Consider the following 23,894-nt stretch of genomic DNA (forward strand, 5'->3'; position numbering starts at 1 on the left):
GCGCGTGTGACGCGTACGCCGGGACGGGTCGGGAACGTAGGGGCATTACGTGAACGCGTCAACAGGGGGCGGGGCCGCGGCGCATCGTCGCGCGATCCGACCTCGTCCGGTCCGACCTCCTCAGGCGTGGCTCGACCCGGCGCGGCCCGGTCCGTCGCGAACCGTGTCCCGGCTCCGGCCCGGCTCGTCTAGCCTGGCCTGGCGTTCGCGCCCCGGTCCGTACAACGAAAGTGATCACCGGGAATGCGGGCGGTGACGGCGGCGTTGGCCTCAACGAGAACGAGGAGGAGCGCTCACGGTGTTGGAACCCCAGGACTTGTACGCATGGGAGCCGAGCGGGCTCGCGGCGGTGGACGCGATATCGTCGCGCGACTCGGCCGGGCTGGTGCTGCTCTACCACTTCGATGGCTACATCGACGCGGGTGAGACGGGCGCGCAGATCGTGGAGAAGCTGCTGAAGGGCCTGCCACACCAGGTCGTTGCGCGCTTCGACCACGACCGGCTCGTGGACTACCGGGCCAGGCGTCCGCTGCTCACCTTCGAGCGCGACCGCTGGACGGCCTACGAGACGCCCGTGATCGAGCTCCACCTCGTGCGCGACGCCACTGGCGCGCCCTTCCTGTTGCTGTCGGGCCCCGAGCCGGACGTGGAGTGGGAGCGCTTCGCGGCGGCCGTGCGTCAGGTCGTGGAGCGGCTCGGCGTACGACTCACGGTCAACTTCCACGGCATACCCATGGGCGTGCCGCACACCCGGCCGGTCGGCCTGACGCCGCACGGCAACCGGGTCGACCTGACGCCGGGCTACCAGGGCCTGTTCGACGAGGCCCAGGTGCCGGGCAGCGCCGAGTCGCTGATCGAGTTCCGACTCGGCGAGGCCGGGCACGACGTGCTCGGCGTGGCGGCGCACGTACCGCACTACGTGGCCAGGTCGCCCTACCCGGACGCGGCGTTGACGGCGCTTGAGGCGGTCACCGCGGCAACGGGCCTCGTGCTGCCGGGGGTCGCCCACAGCCTGCGGACCGCGGCCCTCCGTACCCAGGAGGAGATCGAACGACAGATCTCCGAGGGCGACGAGGAGTTGGTGTCCCTGGTCCGGGGCCTGGAGCACCAGTACGACGCGATAGCCGGCGCCGAGACGCGCGGCAGCCTCGTCGCCGAACCCGCCGAGTTGCCGTCGGCGGAGGAACTCGGCGCGGAGCTGGAGCAGTTCCTCGCCGAGCGCGCGGAGCGCGACGGCGACGTCTGAGCCAGCCCTGTGGCGTGGCGTCGGCGGTGCGCCGCTGCGGCGATCTGGAAGCGCGGCGGCGACGTGTCGTCGAGGCGAAGGGCGGTGCGGCGGTGTGGCAGGGGAGCGATGCGCGGTCGAGGTCTGCGGGGCGTTGCGGCGGCGAGCGAGGGCTGCGGCCTGTGTGTGGTGTGGCCGGCGGGCCGCGCCGGGGTGGGCCCTGTTCGCGCGAGGCTGGCCGCATAGGCTGAGCGCATGCTGAAGCTGGGGCTGACGGGCGGAATCGGTGCGGGCAAGAGCGAGGTGTCACGGCTGCTCGCCTCCTACGGGGCGGTCGTGATCGACTCCGACAAGATCGCGCGCGAGGTGGTGGAGCCGGGGACTCCCGGACTCGCCGCGGTGGTGGCGGAGTTCGGCGAGGAGATCCTGGACAGCGAGGGGCGGCTTGACCGGCCGAAGCTCGGCTCCGTCGTCTTCGCCGATCCGCAACGACTGGCGGCCCTCAACGCGATCGTCCACCCGCTGGTGAGAGACCGTTCCGCCGAGCTGGAGAGCGAGGCGGGAGCCGATTCCATCGTCGTCCACGACGTACCGCTCCTCACGGAGAACGGTCTGGCGCCCCTCTTCGATCTCGTGTTGGTCGTGGACGCCTCGCCGCAGACGCAGCTCGACCGACTGGTGCGGCTGCGCGGCATGACCGAGGAAGAGGCGCGCTCCCGGATGGCGGCCCAGGCGACACGGGAACAGCGTAAGGCCGTAGCCGACCTGATCGTGGACAACGACGGTCCGCTGGAGGCGCTGGAGCCACAGGTCAGGAAGGTGTGGGAGCAGCTCAAAGAGCGAGCGGCCTCCGCATAGCGGCGCCCCGGCCGCGCGGGACGCTGAGCGTGCCGGGTCAGTGGCGCGTGAGCGACACCGGTCCCGCCGATCCGCTGAGCTGACGCGCGCCGCGCCGGCACCGTGCAGCGGCGCGCTCGGCGCCAGCGCGGCGGCGCAGCGAGGTTGGGGAGCGACGGGGTCGCGGGTCGGGGGCGTGCGTGCGGGGCGCGCGTCGCGAGCGAAAGCGAGGGGGAGGGCAAGCATGGCGTACGGGCCTGCCTCGGTGGTGGGGCTGTTTGCGGTCGTCGGCGGCGCGGTGTCCCTGGTGGCCGGGTTGGCCGGCCTTCGGCACGTGTGGCGCCTACGCGGCGGCGGGGTCGCGGCCTGGGCGTTGATCAAGCCAGCGCTCCAGACGTCGGGCCCGGCCGGTGCGGGGGACGGGCAGGCCGAGGGGGAGCGGACGGTGCGGTCGCACGTCGGGGGGCGCCCGCGGTTGCAGTTCACCACGGAGGACGAGCGGGTCATCGAGGTCGTCTGCCCGGTGCCGCCGTCCCGTCAGCAGCCGTTGACCATCGGCAAGCACGTCCTCATCCGCTACGACCCGGCTGATCCGCGCACGCTCGTCATCCACCGTCGGGAACGCCTCGTTTGGGATTACGGCTTCGCCGGTGCGGGGGTGGCCTGGATGTTCCTCGGCCTGCTGGTCCTGGTGTTCGCCCCGTGAGCGGGAGCGCTGCCGCGCGCGACCGAGCGCGTGGGGGCGGTGTGGCGTGCGGCGGCGGGGCCAACAGGGCCGCCGTTAGGGGGAGCGTGCGCGCGTGAGCGGCTGACGGCGCGGGAATACAGTTCCGGGGCAGACCGTTGTGGACCTCGTTGGCACCATCTCGCGAGGCCGCGAGAGTCTGCGATCTCGCATCGCGAGGCGCGCGTTGGCACGCAGCCCGACGGGCTCGTACGGCGGCGCGGGGTGCCAACGGCACCTCATCGCCCATGAGTGAGCCGGCGACCAGTGACCGGGAGAACCGGGAGAGGAGACGGCAGTGACCAGGCAGCCCACGCCCGAGACGCATGTGATCGACTACCGCGCGGCGGAGCAGTTGCTCGCGGCGCGTGACCCGCGGGGTGCCGTGAAGCTGCTGGACTCCGTCATATCCGCGCACCCGGACAACACCGCGGCGCGACTCCTGCGGGCCCGGGCGTTCTTCCTCGGAGCCCAACTACGAGCGGCCGAGCTGGAGTTCCAGCACGTCCTGGAGCGCGAGCCCGACAACGCCTTCGCGCACTTCGCGCTGGGGCGCACGCTGGAGCGTGCCAGTCGTCCCGACGAGGCCACGCGTCACTTCCGGCTGGCCGCGGCCCTCGACCCCCGCCCGGACTTCATCGCGGCGGCCCGGTTCGGGGACGCTGGCTGACAGGTGTACGCGGCCGCGCGGCGGCCTCCCGCTCCCCGGGAGGCCGCCGCGCGGGGCGCCTGCCCAGCCGCGGCGCGGAGGAGTGCGGCACGCGGCGGCACGCCCTACCGAGCACCGACGCAGGCGACCTTCCCTGACGTTCGACTCCCGGTCAACGCGCGCGGCGGCGGTGCCGCCAGGCGGCGCCATCGTTCGCGTGGCGGGCTCCGACGGCACCGTCGCTGAGGGGTTCGTACGGTGGCACGTCTCGGCCGGGTTGGTAGTGCGGCCCCTGCCGGAGGCGCCGCAGGACGCATCCGACATCGAGCGCCGCCACGCCGGCGATCACCGTGCAGGCCGTGGCCCAGCCGGGCCTGCCGACGCCGGCGAAGGCGACGGCGCCCGCGACGGCCCAGGCCAGACCCCACAGGGCCAGGCCGAGGCGCAGCCGTAGGGGGCTGCGCGCGTGGAGGGGCTCATCGCCGGTACGGAGCATCGCAACACATCTCCCACGATCCAAAGTACTCCTGCCAACGGGGCGCCCGGACGGTCGTCGCGCGCGGTGGCGGAGGCGTGCCGGCCCGCCGCCGGCGGCGTGAGCGAGCCACGCCCATCGCCGCCGCTCTACGTGGTCGATCCCGTATGTGCCGCCGGTCCTCGCGGGAGCCGTCCGCGACGGGCGGACGCCTCCTCCGCATGGCGTGGGTGTTCCGCTGCGTGGGCGCGGCGGGTCCGCCGCCGACCAGTGGGCGCGGGGGGCTCGCGTTCGCGGCGCGCGGAGGGCCTTCTTCGGCGACGCACCGCGCACGGGCCCGGACTTGGAGCGAACCCTACGGGCCCGAGCCGAAGTGGCGGGCCCGGCCGCCGAGTCGGCGCACGGGGGTGCCCTCGGGCGCCGGCCCCGCTCCATACTTGCCGCTGTCGGCGCCACGCGTGTGGCGGACCTCCGCCGGTTCAGCGCAGCCAAGGATGCCCTGCTCGCCCGACCTGGGAGGAACCATGAGACCTCGCCCCTCCGCCGCCCGCGCGCCGCGCCCGATGTGGTTAGGCGTACTGCTCGCCGTGTGCGCGCTGCTTCTCGCCGGGGCCCCGCCCGCTGCCGCCGCGGACCGGCAGACCGTCGTCGCGGGCGGGGACGTGATCTACGCCGGCAGCGGCGGCACCTGTGTGGTGGGCTTCAACGCGGAGAAGAGCGGCAGCCCGTACGGCATCGTTCCCGGGCACTGCGCGGAGACGGACACCACCTGGTACGCGGACTCGGCGCGGACGATATCCATCGGACGCACGGAAGGCGCGGGCTTCCCCACCTCCGACTACGGTCTCATCCGCTACACCAACACGGCCGTTTCGTTCCCCGGCGAGATCCGGCTCAGCACGGGCAAGCTCGTGGACATCACCGGTGCCGCACGTCCCGTCGTCGGGCACTCGATGTGTCACATCGGGCGAGTGACCCTCTACGGGTGCGGCATCGTGCAGTCGGTGAACGTCTCGGTGAACTTCCCCGAGGGGCTGGTGACCGGCCTGTTCACCTCCAACGCGTGCTCGGAGCGTGGGGACGTCGGCGGCCCCGCGTTCGCCGGTGACAAGGCGTTGGGCTTCATCTTCCACTCGGGTGGCGGTTGCCGCACCGCTGGCCGGACGTACTACAAGCCGATCATTCCGGTGCTGGCCGAGCACGGACTGGTGTTGCGCTGACCCGTTGGCGCAATTCCGCCCCCGGTTACCGCCGCGGGCGATGACGCGCCCCCGCTCGCCGCATCCGAGGCGCCCGTTGTTGCGCCGCGCCGGCCAGGGGTAGGCGCGGCCGGCGCTCTCCCGGGCCGGCCAGGACCCGCGCTCACGGCACCCAGCGCCGCGCGGGCTAGCGTGTCCGGATGACCTCAGCACCCAACGCTCCGCACGGCACACCCGACAACCCCGGACGGCTGGGGCCGTCGGCCACGGTCGAGGCTCGCCCAGAACAGGTCGGCCCGGTGCGCACCGAGTACGCCCCCGACCCGGACGGCGAACCAGACCCCGGGGAGATCGTGTGGACCTGGGTGCCGTACGAGGAGAACGACGGGCGGGGCAAGGACCGGCCGGTGCTGGTCGTGGCGCGGGAGCAGGCCGGCACCCTGCTCGCCGTACGGCTGTCGAGCAAGCGGCACGACGAGGACCGCGAGTGGGTGCCGATCGGGTCGGGGCCGTGGGACAGCGCCGGGAGGGAGTCGTGGGTGGACCTGGACCGGGTACTGCGCGTGCACCGCGACGGCATGCGCCGCGAGGCGTGCGCACTCGCCCGCCCGCTCTTCGACCGGGTCGTGGTCCGGCTGCGGCGCCGCTACGGCTGGCGTTGAGGGGCCCGTCGCTGCGGCGCCCCGTGCGCCGCGTACCGGGGCGCGGGTGGGCGCGCCGGGGACGGCCGGCATGATGGGAGTGTGCGGCTCGAAGCGATCTCCTGGGAACGGCTGACCGACGCGCTCGCCGACCGGGTGACGCGGACCGAGGCCGCGGACGGCGGCCCCTGGCCGCGAGTGGCGGTGGACGGCGCGCCGGCCGCGCACGGCGACGCGCTCGCCCAGCGGCTCGCCGACGCCCTGCGGCTGCGCGGCCGGTCCGTACTGGTGGTGGCCACGGCCGGGTTCCTGCGTCCCGCGTCGCTGCGCTACGAGTTCGGCCGGCAGGACGTCGACGCGTACTACGACGGATGGACCGACGTCGGCGCCTTGTGGCGCGAGGTGTTCAACCCCCTCGACGCGGGCGGTTCCGGGCGCGTGCTGCCCGACCTGTGGGACCCGGTCACCGACCGTGCGACGCGCTCGCCCTACGTGTCGCTGCCGCCCGGTGGCGTACTGGTGGTCCACGGGCCGCTGCTGCTCGGCCACTGGTTCCCGTTCGACCTCTCGGTGCACCTCCGGTTGTCTCCGGCGGCCCTCGCCCGGCGGACGGGGCAGGACCAGCAGTGGACCCTGCCCGCGTTCGCCCGCTACGAGGCGGAGGTGTGCCCCGCCGAGAGCGCCGATGTGGTCGTACGTGCCGACGACCCCCGCCACCCGGCGTGGAACGGCGGGGATACCCCGTGACCGGGCCTCCGCCGGCCCCGCGCGCGCCGAAGCGGCCACGCGACAGGGGCCGAGTGGCCTAGAACAGCGGCTGCGGCAGCACGCCCTCCAGCGCGAGCAGCGTGCGCTTCATCTCCAGGCCGCCTCCGAAGCCACCTATGCCGCCGTCGCTCTCGACGACGCGGTGACAGGGCACGACGACCGGAATCGGGTTCGCCCCCATGGCCACGCCGACCGCGCGGGCGGCGTCCGGCTCACCCGCCCTGACGGCGAGATCCTGGTACCCGACCACGGTGCCGTACGGGACGTGGGCCGCCAGCTCGCGCAGCACCCGGCGGTTGAAGCCCGAGATCAGCGACCAGTCCAGGGGCAGGGTGAAGTCCCGCAGTTCGCCGTCGAAGTACGCCTCGAACTGCCGGACCGCCGCGGCGACCAGCGGGTGCTCGGGCGAGGGGGAGGAGGGCACGGCGATCCCCAACCGGCGGCCGAGTCGGTCGAGGGCGTCGGCGCTTCTCGCCGCGTTGGCGTGGAAGACCACCTGGATCAGGCCCTGCTCCGTCATGGCGAGCAACAGGGGGCCGATCGGTGTGTCGATGGTCTGCCAGGCCACGGTGCGACCGCCCGCCCGGGCCGCCCCGCCGTCCGCCTGGGCCGACTCCCGGTCCGACGCCCGCTCGGGCGCCGTGGCCGCGGGGCGGGCCGCGCGCGTTGCCGGCTCCGCCTGCTCTGAGATGTTCACGCGTTCAGCGTAGATCGCCGTACTGACAATCGCCGTTGACTTGCGAGAACGCGGAGCGCGGGGACCGGATGCGCGGGCGCGTCGGCGGGGCGAACCTGGCGATGTCGGACGCGCGGACCACGTCGTACGCGTGCGCGGCGGGCCCGACCGCCCCAGTCGAGGACGGTCGGGCCCGCCCGCTTCGCGGAGCGGCGCTCCGTGCCGGGGTCCGCGACGGCCGTGGCGGGCGGGTGTTACGCCGCCGCGCTCGCCGTCGGTACCGCGTTCCGGCCGGCGGCGGGCTTGGCCTTGTGCCCCACCGCGTCACGGATGACGTCGGGGTAGTTGGTGATGATCCCGTCCACGCCCATGTCGGCGACCTTGACCGCCTTCGCGGCGTCGTTCACGGTCCAGGTGTAGACCTCCAGCGGCCTGCCGTGCGCGCCGCGCAGCGCGTGCACGGCGGCGACGTAGTCGGAACTGACGGTCGTGTGGCTCGGGTTGATCTGGTCCGTGAACTTCGCGTACTTGGGCAGGTCGGCCACGGCCGGCGTGCCGAGGAAGCCCGTCTTCACGTCGGGGCGCAGCTCGTGCGTGGTCTTGACCGAATCGGCGCTGAAGCTCTGGATGATCAGCCGGTGCTTGACGTGCTGGCGGTCGAGCCACCCCTGGCGGCGCAGCTCGTTCAGCGTCTGGCGCTCGATGCCGGGGTACAGCTCGGGGGCCTTGAGCTCCATCAGCAGCTTCTGGTGGTTCCTGCTCACCCGGTTCATGTACTGCGCGAGCGTCGGCACGCGCTCGCCGGCGAACTCGGGGCCGAACCAGCTTCCCGCGTCCAGCCGCTTGATCTCCTTGAGCGTGAACTCGGAGACCTTCCACGACGTGCGGTCGGGGAAGACCTCTTCGACGTTGGTGGTGCGGTTCAGCGTGGTGTCGTGGATGATCACCAGCTTGCCGTCCTTGGTGCGCTGGACGTCGTTCTCGACCCAGTCGATGTCCCGGTCGGCGGCGGCGTCCACGGCGGCGAGCGTGTTCTCCGGCGCGTAGGCCGACGCGCCACGGTGGGCGACGGTGACCGGTCTGTGCGGGTGGTCAGCGGCCTGGGCCGACGCTGCGGGCAGGAGGAGGGCGGACGCTCCCAGGAGTATGCCGGAAGCTGCGGCGACGGAACGGATGTGCATGGGGACTCCTCGCGTCGGGTGACTCTGAGACGGGCAGGACGGGCAGAGAGTCCCAGTCATTCCGTACCGAGAGATAGGTGTGGGATGGACAGGAACTGAACGAGAGGTGCGCCGTGTCCTTCGCGGACATACCGCTTTCGGGGCGAATCAGGACAGTCGTCGGGCAGGCATGGGGGGTCGAACTCGGTGGTGACGCGCGTCGCCTCTACGGCGGCGAGGAGTCTGCCGCCTATCACGTGAACGATACGAGCGGTGCCGGCTCGCCGCGCGCCGTGGTGGTGCGCGTCGGGCCGCACCGGCGCACGTCCGAGGAGGCCGAGTGGTGCCACGCGGTGGCCCGGTGCGCGGCGCGGGGCGGGCTGGCCGAGGCCGTGGTGCCGCTGCGTACGCCTGATGGCCGTACGGTCGTGTGGGCACAGGGCAGGCCCGTCTCGCTGTGGCCGTACGTGGAGGGCGGCTGGGCCGGCGAAACGGACGCGCGGCAGGCGGAGCAGGCGGCGCGGTTGCTCGCCCGGCTGCACCGGGCGCTGTCCGGGGCGGTCGTGCCCGGGCGCCCGGTGGTCGCGGACCTGGCGGTCGGGCTGCGTGGCGAGGTGGCGTACGCGCATCCCGCCCTGCGCGACCCGGCGCTCGACGCCTGGTTGGCCGCGTTCTCCCGCGAGGCCCGGCGGGAGCATCCGTTGCACGGCGACTACTACCACGGCAACCTGCTGGTGGACGCCCACGGTCGGCTGGTGGCCGTGCTGGACTGGGACGAGGCACTGGTCGCCCCGCCCGAGGTGGAACTGGCGGGCGCGGCCCTGGAGTTCGCCGGCGAGTTCGGCGATGACTGGGCCGCCTGCCGTCGGTTCGTGGACGCCTATCTGGCGGAGGGCGGCACGGTCGACAAGCTGGACGACACGGACATGGCGCAACTCATGCGGCACCGGTTGCGGCGGGAGGCGGCAGCCTACGCGTCGGCGGTCGCCCGTGGGGTGTCGCACGACGCCGAGGACGTCGATTACCACGAGCGGCGGATGGCCGCCTTCGCGTCGCTACGACCCTGACCGGCCGGATCGCCCGCTCCGCGGAGGGCCGGACCCTACGGGCGTGACGTGCGCTCCGTGCCCGCGCCGCGACTGTCCGTGCCGCGCGCTGTCGGCCGTGACGGGGCGGAGGCCGCGTGCGCGCCGTCGGGGCGTCGCGCGGTCCGCGCGAGGGGCCGGCGCGCGCTGTCGGCCCCGGACCGGCGGCTCGCGCGGCCCGTCCGGGGCCCGGCAGCCCGACCCGGGGCGTCAGCGGCGCGGGCGCTCGAACGTGACGAGCAGCCCCTCCACGCCGCCGGGGCCTATGCGCCCCTTCACGTCGGCGGCCGTCATCGCCTTGAGCTGCCACCCGTCGGCCGCGTGCTTGTTCAGCAGATCCTCGATCTTGTCGGGCGACATCTTGCCGCCGATCAGCTTTTCGCGAATCTGGATCACTTTGTACTCGTACATGGTCGATGGCCTTTCGTTCGTTGCGCCCGTGCCGTGAACTGGCTGTCTGGGGCTCCTGGCATGTTCGGAATGATGCGAAGAGTGATCGATCCGACGCGTAACGCCATTGCCGTGGGCTGGCGAGACGCCAGGCTACGGGGCTGTGCCGAGGCCGTTGTCAGTGGTGAGCCGTACGGTAGTTCCATGCGGCCCGTATCCCAGATCCAACGCAAGGTGGCGCCCTTCGAGGTCGTCAGCCCCTACCAACCGAGCGGCGACCAGCCGGCGGCGATCGCCGAGCTCGAGCGGCGCATCCGAGCAGGTGAGAAGGATGTCGTCCTGCTCGGCGCGACCGGTACGGGCAAGTCGGCCACCACCGCGTGGATGATCGAGAAGCTGCAGCGGCCCACGCTGGTCATGGCGCCGAACAAGACCCTGGCGGCCCAGCTCGCCAACGAGTTCCGCGAGCTGCTGCCGAACAACGCGGTGGAGTACTTCGTCTCGTACTACGACTACTACCAGCCGGAGGCGTACGTACCGCAGTCGGACACCTACATCGAGAAGGACTCCTCGATCAACGAGGAGGTCGAGCGACTGCGCCACTCCGCGACCAACTCGCTCCTCACCCGCCGTGACGTGGTCGTCGTGGCCTCCGTCTCCTGCATCTACGGCCTGGGCACGCCGCAGGAGTACGTCAAGGGCATGGTCCACCTCAAGCTCGGCGACGAGGTCGACCGCGACCGCCTCCTGCGGCGCTTCGTGGACATCCACTACACGCGCAACGACATGGCGTTCACCCGGGGCACCTTCCGGGTGCGCGGCGACACCATCGAGATCTTCCCGGTCTACGAGGAGTTGGCCGTCCGCATCGAGATGTTCGGCGACGAGATCGAGGCGCTGTCCACGCTGCACCCGCTGACCGGCGAGGTGATCTCCGAGGACCAGGAGCTCCACGTCTTCCCGGCGAGCCACTACGTGGCGGGTGCCGAGCGCATGGAGAAGGCCATCACCCGCATCGAGGCCGAGCTGACCGACACGCTCGCCCGGATGGAGAAGCAGGGCAAGCTGCTGGAGGCCCAGCGGCTGCGGATGCGTACCACGTACGACATCGAGATGATGCGCCAGATCGGCACCTGCTCGGGCATCGAGAACTACTCGCTGCACATCGACGGTCGCGAACCCGGCTCCGCGCCGCACACGCTGCTCGACTTCTTCCCGGAGGACTTCCTCCTGGTCATCGACGAGTCGCACGTGACCGTTCCGCAGATCGGCGCCATGTACGAGGGCGACGCCTCCCGCAAGCGCACCCTGGTCGAACACGGCTTCCGGCTCCCGTCCGCCATGGACAACCGCCCGCTCAAGTGGGAGGAGTTCCTGACCCGCATCGGTCAGACCGTCTACCTCTCGGCCACCCCCGGCAAGTACGAACTCGCCCGTGGCGACGGGTTCGTGGAACAGATCATCCGCCCCACCGGTCTGGTGGACCCCGAGGTCGTGGTCAAGCCCACCGAGGGCCAGATCGACGACCTGATCCACGAGATCCGCCTGCGCACCGAGAAGGACGAGCGCGTCCTGGTCACCACGCTCACCAAGAAGATGGCCGAGGACCTCACCGACTACATGGTCGAGCTGGGCATCCAGGTCCGGTACCTGCACAGCGACGTCGACACGCTGCGCCGCGTCGAGCTGCTGCGCGAACTGCGCGCCGGCGAGTACGACGTGCTGGTGGGCATCAACCTCCTGCGCGAGGGCCTCGACCTGCCGGAGGTCTCCCTGGTGGCCATCCTCGACGCCGACAAGGAGGGCTTCCTCCGCTCGGGGACGTCGCTGATCCAGACCATCGGCCGCGCGGCGCGCAACGTCTCGGGCCAGGTGCACATGTACGCCGACAAGGTCACCCGCGCCATGGCCATGGCCATCGAGGAGACCAACCGGCGCCGCGAGAAGCAGATCGCCTACAACACGGAGCGCGGCATCGACCCGCAGCCGCTCCGCAAGAAGATCAACGACATCGTCGCGACCATCGCCCGCGAGGAGGTCGACACCGAGGAACTGCTCGGTACCGGCTACCGCCAGCCCGACAAGGGCAAGGGCAAGGCCCCCGTGCCCGCGCTGGCCAAGCAGTCCACGCGCGGCAAGGCCGCCAAGGGCAAGGACACCACGCCGACGGACCGCCCGGCGGCCGAACTCGCCGGGATCATCGAGGAGATGACCGAACGCATGCGAGCCGCCGCGGCGGACCTCCAGTTCGAGATCGCGGCGCGGCTGCGCGACGAGGTGGGCGAGCTGAAAAAGGAGCTGCGACAGATGCGTGAGGCCGGGCTGGCCTGACGGGGCAGGCGGGCCGAGCGCGCCGCCAGCGCGTGCGGAGACGGTCGGCGAGGGGGCGGCTCCGGCGGTGTGTTGCAAGAGCGACACAAAGCCGCACGTGGGTGGTCAGAGCCGCGGGCGCAGTGCATAGGGTTCGAACAGGCCGTACAGACGGGCGGCCGGGGAAGCAGCGAGAGAGGTACAGCGCGTGACGGTCAACATGTCCAAGGGCCAGGCCATCAGCCTTCAGAAGGCCGACGGCGCCACTCTGACCGCCGTTCGGATGGGCCTGGGTTGGCAGTCCGCGCCCCGCCGTGGCCTGTTCGGGTCGCGGACCAAGGAGGTCGACCTCGACGCGTCGGCCGTGCTCTTCGCGGACAAGCAGCCGGTGGACGTGGTGTTCTTCCGGCACCTGACGAGCGACGACGGCTCGGTCCGGCACACCGGCGACAACCTCGTCGGCGGCGCGGGGCAGGGCGGCGACGACGAGTCGATCCTGGTCGACCTGCAGCGTGTTCCGGTGCACATCGACCAGATCGTGTTCACCGTCAACTCCTTCACCGGCCAGACCTTCGCCGAGGTCGCCAACGCCTTCTGCCGCCTGGTGGACGAGACCAACGGCCAGGAGATGGCGCGCTACACGCTCACGGGCGGCGGGCAGTACACGGCCCAGATCATGGCGAAGGTGCACCGCGCGGGCAACGGCTGGCAGATGACGGCCCTCGGCACGCCGGCCAACGGCCGTACGTTCCAGGACCTGATGCCGTCGATCGTCCCGCACCTGTAAGGACCGGCACCGGGTACGTCCGATCGCCGCGCGCCCCTGCCGGCCCGGCCGCTCGACCGGGAGGGCACGGGGCGCGGCGCGTACCCGAACCTGCCGCGCGGCCGAGCCGCGCGCGGGCAGCGGCGACCGGCGCGTACGACAGCCGGCCCCCGCGACGCGGCACCCCGAGCACGCGGGACCCCGTCGCATCGGCCCGGTCCCGCCGCCCCACCCGTACGACAGCCAGGCCGACCGCGCGTCACGGCGATTCGGCGCACCCAGCACACCACCAACGAGAGGGCGCAGTGATGACGGCCGAGCTGGTCCGGGGGCAGAACCACCCGCTGCCTCAGACCCGTTTGGAGGTCCGGATAGCGGCGGGCAAGCCCGTCGTTGCCGGAGCGACACTCGGAGACGACCAGGGAAAGGTGCGGAGCGCCGACTGGGTCGCGCATCCCGCCGCTCCGCAGATGCCGGGACTCGAGGTGTCCCGGCAGGCCGCGGCCGACCACCGCCTCGCGGTCGATCTCGGCGCGATGCCGGAGGCCGTCCACACGGTCACCGTGCTGCTCGCGCTGCCCACCGGGGTGGGCGGGCCGGTGCGGTTCGGCGGCCTGGTCGCCCCGTTCGTCGCGGTGACCGACCTCGACGGGGACGAGATCGCCACGTTCACCATCACCGACCTCGACGCGGAGTCCGCCGTCACGGCGCTGGAGCTGTACCGCAGGAACGGGGCCTGGAAGGTCCGAGCCGTCGGCCAGGGGTACGCGGGCGGTCTCGCGGCCATGCTCCACGACCAGGGGCTGCCCGAAGCGGCCACGCTGGCCACGGAGATCAACGACGCGGTGGCGCGCGGCATGGCCAGGTCGCTCACGCCGCCGGCGCGGACCAACGGCGGCGACGGCCGGGTGCGGACGGCCACCACGGGGGGAGAGCCGACGCAGGGAGCGAGCGCGCCCGGCCCCGCGGCGGCCGGCGCGACTCCCGCCCCGATCGGCGCGCCGGACCCGAGCGGCGCGGACGCCTCGGCCGCGCGATCCGGCGGCCCCGTGAACTACCAGCACCCGGGCCGACGGACCACCGCGCCGACCCCGCCCCCGGCCGCCTCGCAGCCCGGTCCGCAGGGCCAGCCGCCGCGACCCGTGGCGGGCGACGCCGCGGGCTGGACGATGGAGGAGCGGCTGTACAACCAGGTCTGGGGCATGTTCGAGGACCTGGCGCGGAGCACGGCCGCCTATCGCAGCGCGGTCGACTTCGCGGACTCGCGGATGGAGAAGGAGCTCGACGCGGTCCTCTCCGACCCGCGGACGCGTGTCGGGCCGCTCGCGGACGCCGCACGCACCGAGGCGCGCGACAAGCACACGCGACTCGTGGAGCAGGCCCGGGCCGTGCTGGACCGCGACCTGGCCCAGCTCGTCGCCGAGGCTGAGGTGGTCGAGCCGGCGCTACCACCGGCCTACGCCCGCTGGAGCAGCCCGGTGTGGCAGGCGTACGAGGTGCCGATGGAGATGCCCATGGCGTTGCGCCTGGGCGATCTGCACCTGCCCGAGCGCACGGACCTGCGCATACCCATGATCGTCCGGCTGCCGTTGGAGCGCGGGCTGTGGGTGGACAGCGGACGTGGCGGGTCCTCGGACGCGGCCATGGTGGATTCCACGGAGATGCGCCGGCTGGCCATGGAGAGCGCCGTGGCGCACGCGGCACGGTTGATCGCCGTCTACCCGGCGGGCGAGTTCACGGTGCACGTGATCGACCCCGCGGGGGCGGGCGCCGCCGCGCTCACCCCGCTGACCAGCACGGGCGTGCTGCCCGAGGCGCCGGCGCTCGGGGCGCGGGGCGTGGCGGCGGTGCTGGCGAAGCTGACCCAGCGGGTCGACCTGGTGCAGATGGCGGTGCGCAGCGGCGCCGTCGACGCCCTCCCACGGGACCTGGACACCGCCCAGCAACTGCTGATCGTCAACGACTTCCCGCACGGGTTCGACGACCGGGCGGTGAACCAGTTGCGGTACCTCGCGGACGAGGGGCCGTCCGTCGGGGTGCACCTGATGATGGTGGCCGACCGGGAGGACGCGCGGGCCTACGGGCCGGTGCTCGACCCGCTGTGGCGCGCCCTGCTGCGGGTCACCCCGGTAGCCGACGACCACCTCGCCGATCCCTGGGTCGGCCACGCGTGGACGTTCGAGCCGTCGTTGGCGCCCCAGGGCAGCGAGGTCCTGACGCGCGTGCTGAGCCAGGTGACCCGGGCCCGGGAGTCCTACGGGGAGCACGACATCGCGGACTGACGGCAGCCGCGCGCTGACAGCCGACGGGCGCCCCGGCGCCTCGACCCCGAGCCGGTGGTCGAGGCGCCGGGACGCCCCCGCGTTCTGCGCTTTTAGCTCTCTCTTTACTCTCTTTACTATTCCTTGGCTTTCCCTGTACTCTCTTGGTGCGGAGGGGAGTACTCCCTACGGCGACGTTCCCGTCATCACGGACCTCGGTCCCGGGGCGTCGGCCTGATCCGTCGGCAGCACGCGCTGCCGACTCAGGCGGAAGAGACCTCCGGCAGCGACAACGCTGGAAGTTGCCGTACGCAATCTGCCGGAGGAGCAGTGGACGTTTCCTTGACCCTGTGGGTGCTGACCATCGTTGGTCTGTCCGCCCTGATCGCCATCGATTTCTTCATCGGTGGCCGCAAACCGCACGATGTCTCCATCAAGGAGGCCGGTACCTGGACCGTGGTGTGGATCGTCCTCGCCGGTCTCTTCGCGCTCGGACTGTGGGTGTTCGGAGGTGGCCAACCGGCCGGTGAGTTCACCGCGGGCTACATCACCGAGAAGTCGCTGAGCGTCGACAACCTCTTCGTCTTCGTCCTGATCATGTCGAAGTTCGCGGTGCCGTCGATATACCAACAGCGGGTGCTGATGGTCGGCGTGCTCATCGCGCTGGTGCTGCGCGCCGTCTTCATCGGTGCGGGCGCCGCGATCATCGCCAACTTCGCCTGGGTCTTCTACATCTTCGGCGCCTTCCTCATCTGGACCGCCTGGAAGCTCATCCAGGAGGCGCGGGCCGAGGAGCAGGACGAGGAGTTCGAGGAGAACCGCTTCCTGAAGCTCGTGGAGCGGCGCTTCCCGTCGACCGACCAGTACCACGGCACCAAGTTGTTCATCGTTCAGAACGGCAAGCGGCTGATCACGCCGATGCTGATCGTGATGCTGGCGATCGGCACGACGGACGTCCTGTTCGCCCTGGACTCGATTCCCGCGATCTTCGGCCTCACCCAGGACCCGTACATCGTGTTCACCGCGAACGCCTTCGCTCTGATGGGGCTGCGGCAGCTGTACTTCCTCATCGGTGGCCTGCTGAAGAAGCTGGTCCACCTCTCGTACGGCCTGTCGATCATCCTCGGCTTCATCGGCGTGAAGCTGGTGCTGCACGCGCTGCACGAGTCGGGTGTGCACGTTCCCGAGATCAGCATCCCGGTCTCGCTCGGCGTGATCTGCGCGGTGCTCGTCGTCACCACGATCACGAGCCTGCGCGCGTCCAAGAAGCAGGCCCAAGCGGACGCCGAGAAGGACAGCGTCGACGTCTGACGGGTCGACCCGGAGGGGCGCGCTACGGGCGAAGCGTCGCTCGGCGCCCCTCCGGGATATCGAGCGAGAAGCCGCCGTGCGCGGCGGCACACAAGACGGTGCCCCTGACGTCCGATGTCAGGGGCACCGTTGTGCGGGCGACGCCCGCGGCGAGCCGACTACCAGCCGCGTTCCCGCCACTCGCCGAGGTGCGGACGCTCGGCGCCGAGCGTGGTGTCCGCCCCGTGGCCCGGGTAGACCCAGGTCTCGTCGGGCAGGACGTCGAAGAGCTTGCGCTCGACGTCGTCGATGAGGCTCGCGAACGAACGCTCCTCGCCCCAGGTGTTGCCGACGCCGCCGGGGAAGAGGCAGTCCCCGGTGAAGACGTGCGGGTGCCCGTGCGGGTCGTCGTAGATCAGGGCGATGCTGCCCGGGGTGTGTCCGACCAGGTGGCGCGCGGTGAGCGCGACCCGCCCCACCCGGATCGTGTCGCCGTCGTCCACCAGCACGTCGGTCGCGACGGGGATGCCCTCGGCGTCGTGCCGGCCGGCGTGGGTGCGCGCTCCGGTCACCCGCACCACCTCGTCCAGCGCCTGCCAGTGGTCGCCGTGTCGGTGCGTCGTCACGACCGAGGCGATGCCGTCGTCGCCGATGAAGTCGAGCAGGCGCGCGGAGTCGTTGGCCGCGTCGATGAGGAGTTGCTCGTCGGTGGCCCGGCACCGCAGCAGGTACGCGTTGTTGTTCATCGGGCCGACCGCGATCTTGGAGATCATGAGATCGGTCAGTTCGTGCACGTCGGCGGGGCCACCGACCTCCACCGCTCCGCTGTACGTCATGGCCTCAGCCTAGTGGCGGGAGGGTGGGCAGCGGAGCGTTCGCGGCGAGGTCGGAGCCGTCGGAGCGACCGGTGAGCCAACCGAGCAGCGCGACGGGCGTACCCTCGACGGTGGTGGGCTCCTCTCCGGTACGACCGGTGTGCCAGGTGTGCCCGCCGGGAACAGTCAGCGTCAGCGCGGGCACGTCCGCGTGGCCGGCGAACTTGCCGCTGGTGAGGAATTCCACCTCCCGCTGCACGAAATCGGCCGGGAGATCGGTGAGCTCGTAGCCGACGTCCAGGTCGACATGGTGCAGCTCGACCTCGATGAGGCGGCGGAAGGGGAGCCGGGCGGCGCGTTCGGTGACGGCGTTGCGCATGGCGACCACATAGTCCCACCGGTCCTTGGGGAGGGCCGCGGCTGCTGAGTTGAAGCGAAACGCGCTGGTGCGGAGGTCGTCGAGGTGCACGAGCATCGGACGGTTCGCGTCGCGAGCGATATCGGCGTTGCGCGCTTCGTCGTTGGCGTACATCAGGGTCTCTTGGCCGGTGCGCGCCCAGGTGAGGAGGTTCACGATGGCGTCGGCGTTGCGGGAGAGGTGGGCCAGGATGTGGCCCCGGGTCCAGCCCGGCAACCGCGACGGACGGGCGGCTGCCGCATCGTCCAGTGGGGTCACCGCGGTCAGCAGGCGATCGGTGGCAGCCTGCACGGCAGCCGCGTCGTGCGCGAAGTCAGTCATGATCCAACGTTAGTGCGCGCCACTCGATCGGGTGAAGGTGGCAGACTCTCGCCGTAATTCGAATGTGCGTGCTATACGCTCGTGTGTGGCATCGAACCACCATCTCTCTGGGGCGCCCCCCATACCCTGGGTTCCGGGGCACCGCTCCGCTCCGCCTCTCTCAAGAAAGGTGCCGACCGGCGTGGCCGACCGTCTCATCGTCCGTGGCGCTCGCGAGCACAATCTCAAGAATGTCTCGCTCGACCTCCCGCGTGACTCCCTCATCGTCTTCACCGGGCTCTCGGGGTCGGGCAAGTCGTCTCTCGCGTTCGACACGATCTTCGCCGAGGGGCAGCGCCGGTACGTCGAGTCGCTCTCCTCCTACGCACGCCAGTTCCTGGGCCAGATGGACAAGCCCGACGTGGACTTCATCGAAGGTCTCTCGCCGGCTGTCTCCATCGACCAGAAGTCCACCTCGCGCAACCCGCGCTCCACGGTCGGCACCATCACCGAGGTCTACGACTACCTCCGTCTGCTGTTCGCCCGGATCGGCAAGCCGCACTGCCCGGAGTGCGGGCGCCCCATCGCCCGCCAGTCGCCGCAGGCGATCGTGGACCGCGTCCTGGAGCTGCCCCCGGGCAGCCGCTTCCAGGTCCTGTCCCCGCTGGTGCGCGAGCGCAAGGGAGAGTTCGTCGACCTCTTCTCCGACCTCCAGACCAAGGGGTACAGCCGGGCCCGGGTGGACGGGGCCACGGTGCAGCTCTCCGAGCCGCCGAAGCTCAAGAAGCAGGAGAAGCACACCATCGAGGTGGTCGTGGACCGCCTCACCGTCAAGGAGAGCGCCAAGCGGCGGCTGACGGACTCGGTGGAGACCGCCCTCGGCCTCTCCGGCGGCATGGTCATCCTGGACTTCGTGGACCTCGACGAGGACGACCCGCAGCGCGAGCGGATGTTCTCGGAGCACCTCTACTGCCCGTACGACGACCTGTCCTTCGAGGAGCTCGAACCGCGTTCCTTCTCCTTCAACTCGCCCTTCGGCGCCTGCCCGGACTGCACCGGCATCGGCACCCGCATGGAGGTCGACCCGGAGCTGATCATTCCGGACGAGGAGAAGTCGCTGGACGAGGGCGCGATCCACCCGTGGTCGCACGGTCACACCAAGGACTACTTCGCGCGCCTCGTGGGCGCGCTCTCGGACGCGCTGGGGTTCCGCACCGACATCCCGTGGGCCGGACTGCCGCAGCGGGCCAGGAAGGCCCTGCTCAACGGGCACAAGACGCAGATCGAGGTGCGCTACCGCAACCGGTACGGGCGCGAGCGCGCGTACACCACGGCCTTCGAGGGAGCGGTGCCGTTCGTCAAGCGGCGCCACTCCGAGGCCGAGAGCGACGCCAGCCGGGAGCGCTTCGAGGGCTACATGCGCGAGGTGCCGTGCCCGACCTGTGAGGGCACGCGGCTCAAGCCCATCGTCCTCGCGGTGACCGTCCAGGACCGGTCCATCGCCGACATCTCGGCGATGTCGATCAGCGAGTGCGCCGAGTTCCTGCGCGCCCTCAAGCTGAGCGCCCGCGAGAAGACCATCGCGGAGCGGGTGCTCAAGGAGGTCAACGAGCGGCTGCGCTTCCTCGTGGACGTGGGCCTCGACTACCTCTCGCTCAACCGGGCCGCCGGCACCCTCTCCGGCGGCGAGGCCCAGCGCATCCGGCTGGCCACCCAGATCGGTTCCGGCCTCGTCGGCGTGCTGTACGTGCTCGACGAGCCCTCCATCGGCCTGCACCAGCGCGACAACCACCGGTTGATCGAGACCCTGGTGCGGCTGCGCGACCTCGGCAACACGCTGATCGTCGTGGAGCACGACGAGGACACCATCAAGACCTCGGACTGGGTGGTGGACATCGGCCCGGGCGCGGGCGAGCACGGCGGCAAGGTCGTGCACAGCGGACCGCTGGCCGAGCTGCTGGCCAACGACGCCTCGGTGACAGGGCAGTACCTGGCCGGCAAGAAGGCCATCCCGACCCCGCAGGAGCGGCGCGCGGTCGACCGCGACCGGCAGTTGACGGTGCACGGCGCGCGGGAGAACAACCTGCGGGACATCGACGTGTCGTTCCCGCTGGGCGTGCTGACCGCGGTCACCGGTGTGTCCGGATCGGGGAAGTCGACCCTGGTCAACGACATCCTGTACACGCACCTGGCGCGCGAGCTCAACGGGGCCCGCTCGGTTCCGGGCCGGCACACCCGGGTCGACGGCGACGACCTGGTCGACAAGGTCGTGCACGTGGACCAGTCGCCGATCGGTCGGACCCCGCGTTCCAACCCGGCGACCTACACCGGTGTCTTCGACCACGTCCGCAAGCTGTTCGCGGAGACCATGGAAGCCAAGGTCCGCGGGTATCTGCCGGGCCGCTTCTCGTTCAACGTCAAGGGCGGCCGGTGCGAGAACTGCTCCGGTGACGGCACCATCAAGATCGAGATGAACTTCCTGCCGGACGTGTACGTGCCGTGCGAGGTCTGCCACGGGGCGCGCTACAACCGCGAGACGCTGGAGGTCCACTACAAGGGCAAGTCCATCGCCGAGGTGCTGGACATGCCCATCGAGGAGGCCCTGGACTTCTTCGAGGCCGTGCCGGCCATCGCGCGCCACCTGCGGACGCTCAACGAGGTCGGACTGGGCTATGTGCGGCTCGGCCAGTCGGCGCCGACCCTCTCCGGTGGCGAGGCCCAGCGCGTCAAGCTCTCCAGCGAGCTGCAGAAGCGGTCCACGGGTCGCACGGTCTACGTCCTGGACGAGCCGACCACCGGGCTGCACTTCGAGGACATCAGCAAGCTGATCCGGGTGTTGTCGGGGTTGGTCGACAAGGGCAACACCGTGATCGTCATCGAGCACAACCTCGATGTGATCAAGACGGCCGACTGGGTCGTGGACATGGGCCCCGAGGGCGGCAGCGGCGGTGGGCTCGTCGTCGCGGAGGGCACGCCGGAGCAGGTGGCGTCCGTGCCGACCAGCCACACCGGCAAGTTCCTCCGGGACCTGCTGGGCGACCGGATCAGCGACGCGGACGCGGCCCCGGCGCGGAAGCGAACCGCGAAGAAGGCGGCGCCCGCGAAGAAGACCGCGGCAGCGTCGGCGACGGCGGCCAAGAAGGCCGGCGCGGCGAAGAAGGCCACGGCCAAGAAGACCGCGACGAAGCGGACCGCGCGCTAGGCGGCGCACCGCACGAGGCCGCGCCCGCCCGTTTACCCGCCGGGCGTGGCCTCGCGGCGAAGCGGGCCGGCCCCGCCACGGAGGGGCCGGGCGTGGCGGGCCCGGCCCGGCCGGCCCATGCCGCACGTACACGCGCGGGCGAGGGCGATGGCCGGTACGGGCGGCAACCCGCCGCGTCCCCGCGCCGCAGGGGAGGGGCTGGGGATCAGGCCAGCTCGGCGGCGAAGGGGGGCTCCGCGCCGGCGCGGGAGCAGGTGAGGGCCGAGGCGCGGGCGGCGAAGGTGAGGATGTCCCGCCAGGTGTCGGGCGTGAGGTTGGCCACGGCGGCTCCGGAGAGCGCGTCGTGCGCGGCGAGCCGGTGCAGGAGCGCGGCGTTGACCGTGTCGCCAGCCCCGATGGTGTCCACCACGTCGACCCGTACCCCGGGCACCCGCAACTCGGCGGCGTCCCGGGTGTGGACGCCGAGCCCGTCCGCGCCATGCGTGACGACGACGGCCGCGGGGCCCGCCGCGAGCCAGCCCCGCGCGGCGGCGGCCACGTCGGGCGAACCGGCGAGCCACGTCGCGTCCTCCACCGAGAGCTTGAGGAGGTTGAGGTGCGGCAACCAACTGGCGAAGCGGGCCCGGTAGGCGTCGGGGTCCGCGATCAGGTCGGCCCGGATGTTCGGGTCGAGCGCGGTGAACACGCCGCGCCGCGCTTCCCGCCGCAGCAGCGCCTCGTACGCGGTGGCGCCCGGCTCCAGGACGAGTGAGCACGTGCCCAGCGAGAGCGCGGTGGTGCCGGGTGGCAGGGCGGCCGGGAGTTCGAAGAGGCGGTCGGCCGTGCCCTCGACGTAGAAGACGTAGCCGGCCGAGCCTTCCTCGTTGACCTCGGCCACGGCCAGCGTGGTGGGCTCCGGGCCGCGTTGCACCGGGGCGGTGTCGACGCCGGCGGCGTGCAGGGCGTCGAGGAGGGCTCCCCCGTAACCATCGGTGGAGACACGCGAGCAGAACGCCGTCGGGGAGCCCAGCCGCCCCAGGGCCAGGGCGGTGTTGTACGGCCCGCCGCCCCGGCGGGGGACCAGCGGCGTCAGCCGTGCGTCGGCCTCGGGAGGCGTCGCGGTGCTCGGTACGAGGTCGATCAGGGCTTCTCCGGCGACGACGATCACGGGTCGGAGTCCTTTCCGTGGGGTGAGGCGGCGGTCATGGTGAGGGCGCGCCGGCCAGCGGCGTGCGGGACGGTGAGGTGCGCCCGCTCAGGGGTCGGGCGCGGGTGCGAGGCGATGGGCTCCCTGGGGCGGCCGGTCGGGAGCGGGCGCGGCCGACGTGTGCGGCGCGTACGGGCGGAGTGCGAAGCCGGCCGGCCGGCGCGGATGGCGGGGCGGACGGGCCGGGTCGCGTGCAGCACGTGGGAGGCGGTGGCCACCGAGACGTCCGCGTCTCGCGCCACGTCGTGCATGGTCGTCACGTCGGAGCCTTTCGACGGGCGTGCCGCGGCCGGTTCGCCACGCCGCCCGGGCCGTGGACCGGGAGCGCGACCGGCGGTGCGCGCACCGGGGCGAAGGGGCCCCTCGGCGCCTCGGGCCGGGCCGAAGCTACCGTACGAGAGCGGGGCGCGTAAACGCTCGCGTGGGCGCTGGCCCGCAGCTCCGGCCGGGTATCGTCGGCGGTGCTCATTTCGTGATCCAGTTCCCTGAAACATCCCCGTGGAGTTCCCATGAGTTGCCAGCCCGCCAGCCGTCGGACCGTGCTGCGAGGGGCGGCACTGGCGGGGGTCGCGGGGCTCGGCGTAGCCGCGTGCTCGGCGGGCGTCGACGGGCCCGGGCCGGCGACGCCGACCGCCCCGGTGGACCTGGGGGCTCCCGAGGCGGTTCCGGTGGGCGGTACGAAGCTCTACCGCGAGGACCGGCTGCTGGTCGCGCAGCCGGCGAAGGGACAGTTCACGGCGCGCAGCGCGGTCTGTACGCACTCGGGGTGCACGCTCAGCAAGATCGAGGACGGCGAGGCCAAGTGCCCCTGCCACGGCAGCAGGTTCGACCCGGTGACGGGCAAGGTGCTCGACGGCCCGGCCGGCGCGCCGCTGCCCGCGGTGCCGGTGCGCCTGGAGGGCGGGAAGCTGGTGGCGGGCCCCAAGGCGTAGCGCCCGTGGCCCCGCCGGCGGCGACGCGAGGCGTCTGTCGGTGAACGCCGGCGGGCTGGGGCAAGGCGCCTCGGTGACGGGGGAGTTAGGCTCGCGGTGTGATCGCTACCTGGGAGCCCGAGGCGGCCGGAGTGCTGCGACTGCCGTCGGGCAGGCTCGTGCGCGGACGGGGGCTGCGGCATCCGCTGCCGGCCGGGCCGCGACCGGACTTCGCCCTCTACCTGCGGGGCCGTAGGCCGCCTCCCGTCGCGTGGGAGGCCCGGTGGGTGCGCTGGCCGGACTTCTGGCTGCCGACGGACCGCGCCGTCTTCGGTCAGGCGCTGCGGCAGGCGTTGGCGCGCGCCGAGGCCGAGCGCGTCGAGGTCGCGTGCGGCGGCGGGGTCGGCCGCACCGGCACCGCGCTGGCCTGCCTCGCCGTACTGGACGGGGTGCCCGCCCGCGAGGCCGTGGCGTACGTCCGGCGGCACTACGCGCCCCGGGCCGTGGAGACGCCGTGGCAGCGGCGCTTCGTGGCCGAATTCGGGTAGTCGGGAGCACCGGCGCGCCGGCCGCGAGCGGACGCGGCGGGTGCGGGCGGACGTGGCA

At 72.1% G+C, this 23,894-nt stretch carries 23 protein-coding genes; 15 read left to right on the plus strand and 8 right to left on the minus strand.

The genetic code is table 11. From position 1 onward, the window contains the following. Nucleotides 1–298: 298 nt before the first annotated feature. From H7H31_RS27610 to H7H31_RS27625, 4 genes are all read left to right on the plus strand, one after another. A complete protein-coding gene (locus H7H31_RS27610) occupies nucleotides 299–1,246 on the plus strand; it encodes a PAC2 family protein (RefSeq protein WP_187064958.1) in 948 nt (315 codons plus the stop codon). A gap of 234 nt (nucleotides 1,247–1,480) precedes the next feature. After that, nucleotides 1,481–2,083 (plus strand): dephospho-CoA kinase, encoded by a 603-nt coding sequence (coaE, locus tag H7H31_RS27615; RefSeq protein ID WP_187064959.1) that lies wholly within the window; start codon nucleotides 1,481–1,483, stop codon nucleotides 2,081–2,083. A gap of 223 nt (nucleotides 2,084–2,306) precedes the next feature. After that, entirely contained in the window at nucleotides 2,307–2,768 is a 462-nt protein-coding gene (locus H7H31_RS27620; protein WP_187064960.1) for a DUF3592 domain-containing protein, read from the plus strand. Between the two features lie 316 nt (nucleotides 2,769–3,084). Next, complete coding sequence (locus H7H31_RS27625; RefSeq protein WP_176161062.1) at nucleotides 3,085–3,456, plus strand: tetratricopeptide repeat protein; 372 nt, start codon at nucleotides 3,085–3,087, stop codon at nucleotides 3,454–3,456. 151 nt (nucleotides 3,457–3,607) lie between these two features. Here the strand turns inward: H7H31_RS27625 and H7H31_RS27630 are convergent, their stop codons facing one another. Continuing rightward, nucleotides 3,608–3,931 carry a DUF6343 family protein gene (locus H7H31_RS27630; RefSeq protein WP_222625576.1) on the minus strand — a complete coding sequence of 108 codons (324 nt, stop codon included), beginning with the start codon at nucleotides 3,929–3,931 and terminating at the stop codon, nucleotides 3,608–3,610. 503 nt (nucleotides 3,932–4,434) lie between these two features. Between H7H31_RS27630 and H7H31_RS27635 the strand changes: the two genes are divergently transcribed. The 3 genes from H7H31_RS27635 to H7H31_RS27645 all read left to right on the plus strand — a co-directional run bounded on the left by H7H31_RS27635 (nucleotide 4,435) and on the right by H7H31_RS27645 (nucleotide 6,497). After that, entirely contained in the window at nucleotides 4,435–5,130 is a 696-nt protein-coding gene (locus tag H7H31_RS27635; RefSeq protein WP_187064961.1) for a S1 family peptidase, read from the plus strand. Nucleotides 5,131–5,309: 179 nt separating this feature from the next. Continuing rightward, a complete protein-coding gene (locus H7H31_RS27640) occupies nucleotides 5,310–5,771 on the plus strand; it encodes a type II toxin-antitoxin system PemK/MazF family toxin (RefSeq protein ID WP_187064962.1) in 462 nt (153 codons plus the stop codon). Nucleotides 5,772–5,852: 81 nt separating this feature from the next. Continuing rightward, nucleotides 5,853–6,497 carry a nucleoside/nucleotide kinase family protein gene (locus H7H31_RS27645; protein ID WP_187064963.1) on the plus strand — a complete coding sequence of 215 codons (645 nt, stop codon included), beginning with the start codon at nucleotides 5,853–5,855 and terminating at the stop codon, nucleotides 6,495–6,497. Between the two features lie 58 nt (nucleotides 6,498–6,555). On the opposite strand, the gene H7H31_RS27650 is transcribed toward H7H31_RS27645, so the two are convergent. After that, entirely contained in the window at nucleotides 6,556–7,086 is a 531-nt protein-coding gene (locus H7H31_RS27650) for a methylated-DNA--[protein]-cysteine S-methyltransferase (protein WP_232110375.1), read from the minus strand. Between the two features lie 362 nt (nucleotides 7,087–7,448). Next, a complete protein-coding gene (locus tag H7H31_RS27655; protein WP_187064964.1) occupies nucleotides 7,449–8,375 on the minus strand; it encodes a glycerophosphodiester phosphodiesterase in 927 nt (308 codons plus the stop codon). A 113-nt stretch (nucleotides 8,376–8,488) separates the two neighbouring features. Here H7H31_RS27655 and H7H31_RS27660 point away from each other — a divergent pair, with 113 nt between their 5' ends. Continuing rightward, nucleotides 8,489–9,421, plus strand: a complete 933-nt coding sequence (locus H7H31_RS27660) for a phosphotransferase enzyme family protein (RefSeq protein ID WP_187064965.1) — start codon at nucleotides 8,489–8,491, stop codon at nucleotides 9,419–9,421. A 228-nt stretch (nucleotides 9,422–9,649) separates the two neighbouring features. On the opposite strand, the gene H7H31_RS27665 is transcribed toward H7H31_RS27660, so the two are convergent. Continuing rightward, on the minus strand, nucleotides 9,650–9,850 hold the full coding sequence (locus H7H31_RS27665; protein WP_176161057.1) for a DUF4177 domain-containing protein: 201 nt from the start codon (nucleotides 9,848–9,850) through the stop codon (nucleotides 9,650–9,652). Nucleotides 9,851–10,033: 183 nt separating this feature from the next. On the opposite strand from H7H31_RS27665, the gene uvrB reads away from it, so the two are divergent. The 4 genes from uvrB (at nucleotide 10,034) to H7H31_RS27685 (ending at nucleotide 16,477) form a co-directional block, all read left to right on the plus strand. Further along, a complete protein-coding gene (uvrB, locus tag H7H31_RS27670) occupies nucleotides 10,034–12,160 on the plus strand; it encodes an excinuclease ABC subunit UvrB (protein ID WP_187064966.1) in 2,127 nt (708 codons plus the stop codon). A 187-nt stretch (nucleotides 12,161–12,347) separates the two neighbouring features. Continuing rightward, complete coding sequence (locus tag H7H31_RS27675) at nucleotides 12,348–12,926, plus strand: TerD family protein (protein ID WP_187064967.1); 579 nt, start codon at nucleotides 12,348–12,350, stop codon at nucleotides 12,924–12,926. 287 nt (nucleotides 12,927–13,213) lie between these two features. Then, nucleotides 13,214–15,187, plus strand: coding sequence for a TerD family protein (locus H7H31_RS27680; protein ID WP_187064968.1), 1,974 nt, complete (start codon nucleotides 13,214–13,216; stop codon nucleotides 15,185–15,187). Nucleotides 15,188–15,496: 309 nt separating this feature from the next. Next, complete coding sequence (locus tag H7H31_RS27685; protein ID WP_187064969.1) at nucleotides 15,497–16,477, plus strand: TerC family protein; 981 nt, start codon at nucleotides 15,497–15,499, stop codon at nucleotides 16,475–16,477. 158 nt (nucleotides 16,478–16,635) lie between these two features. Here H7H31_RS27685 and H7H31_RS27690 read toward each other — a convergent pair whose 3' ends face one another. Beyond that, nucleotides 16,636–17,292 (minus strand): MBL fold metallo-hydrolase, encoded by a 657-nt coding sequence (locus H7H31_RS27690; protein WP_187064970.1) that lies wholly within the window; start codon nucleotides 17,290–17,292, stop codon nucleotides 16,636–16,638. Nucleotides 17,293–17,296: 4 nt separating this feature from the next. Next, nucleotides 17,297–18,010, minus strand: a complete 714-nt coding sequence (locus H7H31_RS27695; RefSeq protein WP_187064971.1) for a maleylpyruvate isomerase family mycothiol-dependent enzyme — start codon at nucleotides 18,008–18,010, stop codon at nucleotides 17,297–17,299. Nucleotides 18,011–18,191: 181 nt separating this feature from the next. Here H7H31_RS27695 and uvrA point away from each other — a divergent pair, with 181 nt between their 5' ends. After that, on the plus strand, nucleotides 18,192–21,191 hold the full coding sequence (gene uvrA, locus H7H31_RS27700; protein ID WP_187064972.1) for an excinuclease ABC subunit UvrA: 3,000 nt from the start codon (nucleotides 18,192–18,194) through the stop codon (nucleotides 21,189–21,191). 205 nt (nucleotides 21,192–21,396) lie between these two features. On the opposite strand, the gene H7H31_RS27705 is transcribed toward uvrA, so the two are convergent. After that, nucleotides 21,397–22,338 carry a carbohydrate kinase family protein gene (locus H7H31_RS27705; protein ID WP_187064973.1) on the minus strand — a complete coding sequence of 314 codons (942 nt, stop codon included), beginning with the start codon at nucleotides 22,336–22,338 and terminating at the stop codon, nucleotides 21,397–21,399. Continuing rightward, a complete protein-coding gene (locus H7H31_RS27710; RefSeq protein WP_222625582.1) occupies nucleotides 22,335–22,628 on the minus strand; it encodes a LacI family DNA-binding transcriptional regulator in 294 nt (97 codons plus the stop codon). The genes H7H31_RS27705 and H7H31_RS27710 overlap by 4 nt, the downstream gene beginning before the upstream one ends. Nucleotides 22,629–22,886: 258 nt before the next feature. On the opposite strand from H7H31_RS27710, the gene H7H31_RS27715 reads away from it, so the two are divergent. Together H7H31_RS27715 and H7H31_RS27720 are read left to right on the plus strand one after the other, a co-directional pair. Then, on the plus strand, nucleotides 22,887–23,309 hold the full coding sequence (locus H7H31_RS27715) for a Rieske (2Fe-2S) protein (protein WP_187064975.1): 423 nt from the start codon (nucleotides 22,887–22,889) through the stop codon (nucleotides 23,307–23,309). A 98-nt stretch (nucleotides 23,310–23,407) separates the two neighbouring features. Then, nucleotides 23,408–23,836, plus strand: a complete 429-nt coding sequence (locus H7H31_RS27720; protein ID WP_187064976.1) for a protein-tyrosine phosphatase family protein — start codon at nucleotides 23,408–23,410, stop codon at nucleotides 23,834–23,836. Nucleotides 23,837–23,894 lie beyond the last annotated feature (58 nt).

The sequence above is a fragment of the Streptomyces buecherae genome, assembly GCF_014295035.1.
GTDB classification, from domain to species: domain Bacteria; phylum Actinomycetota; class Actinomycetes; order Streptomycetales; family Streptomycetaceae; genus Streptomyces; species Streptomyces youssoufiensis.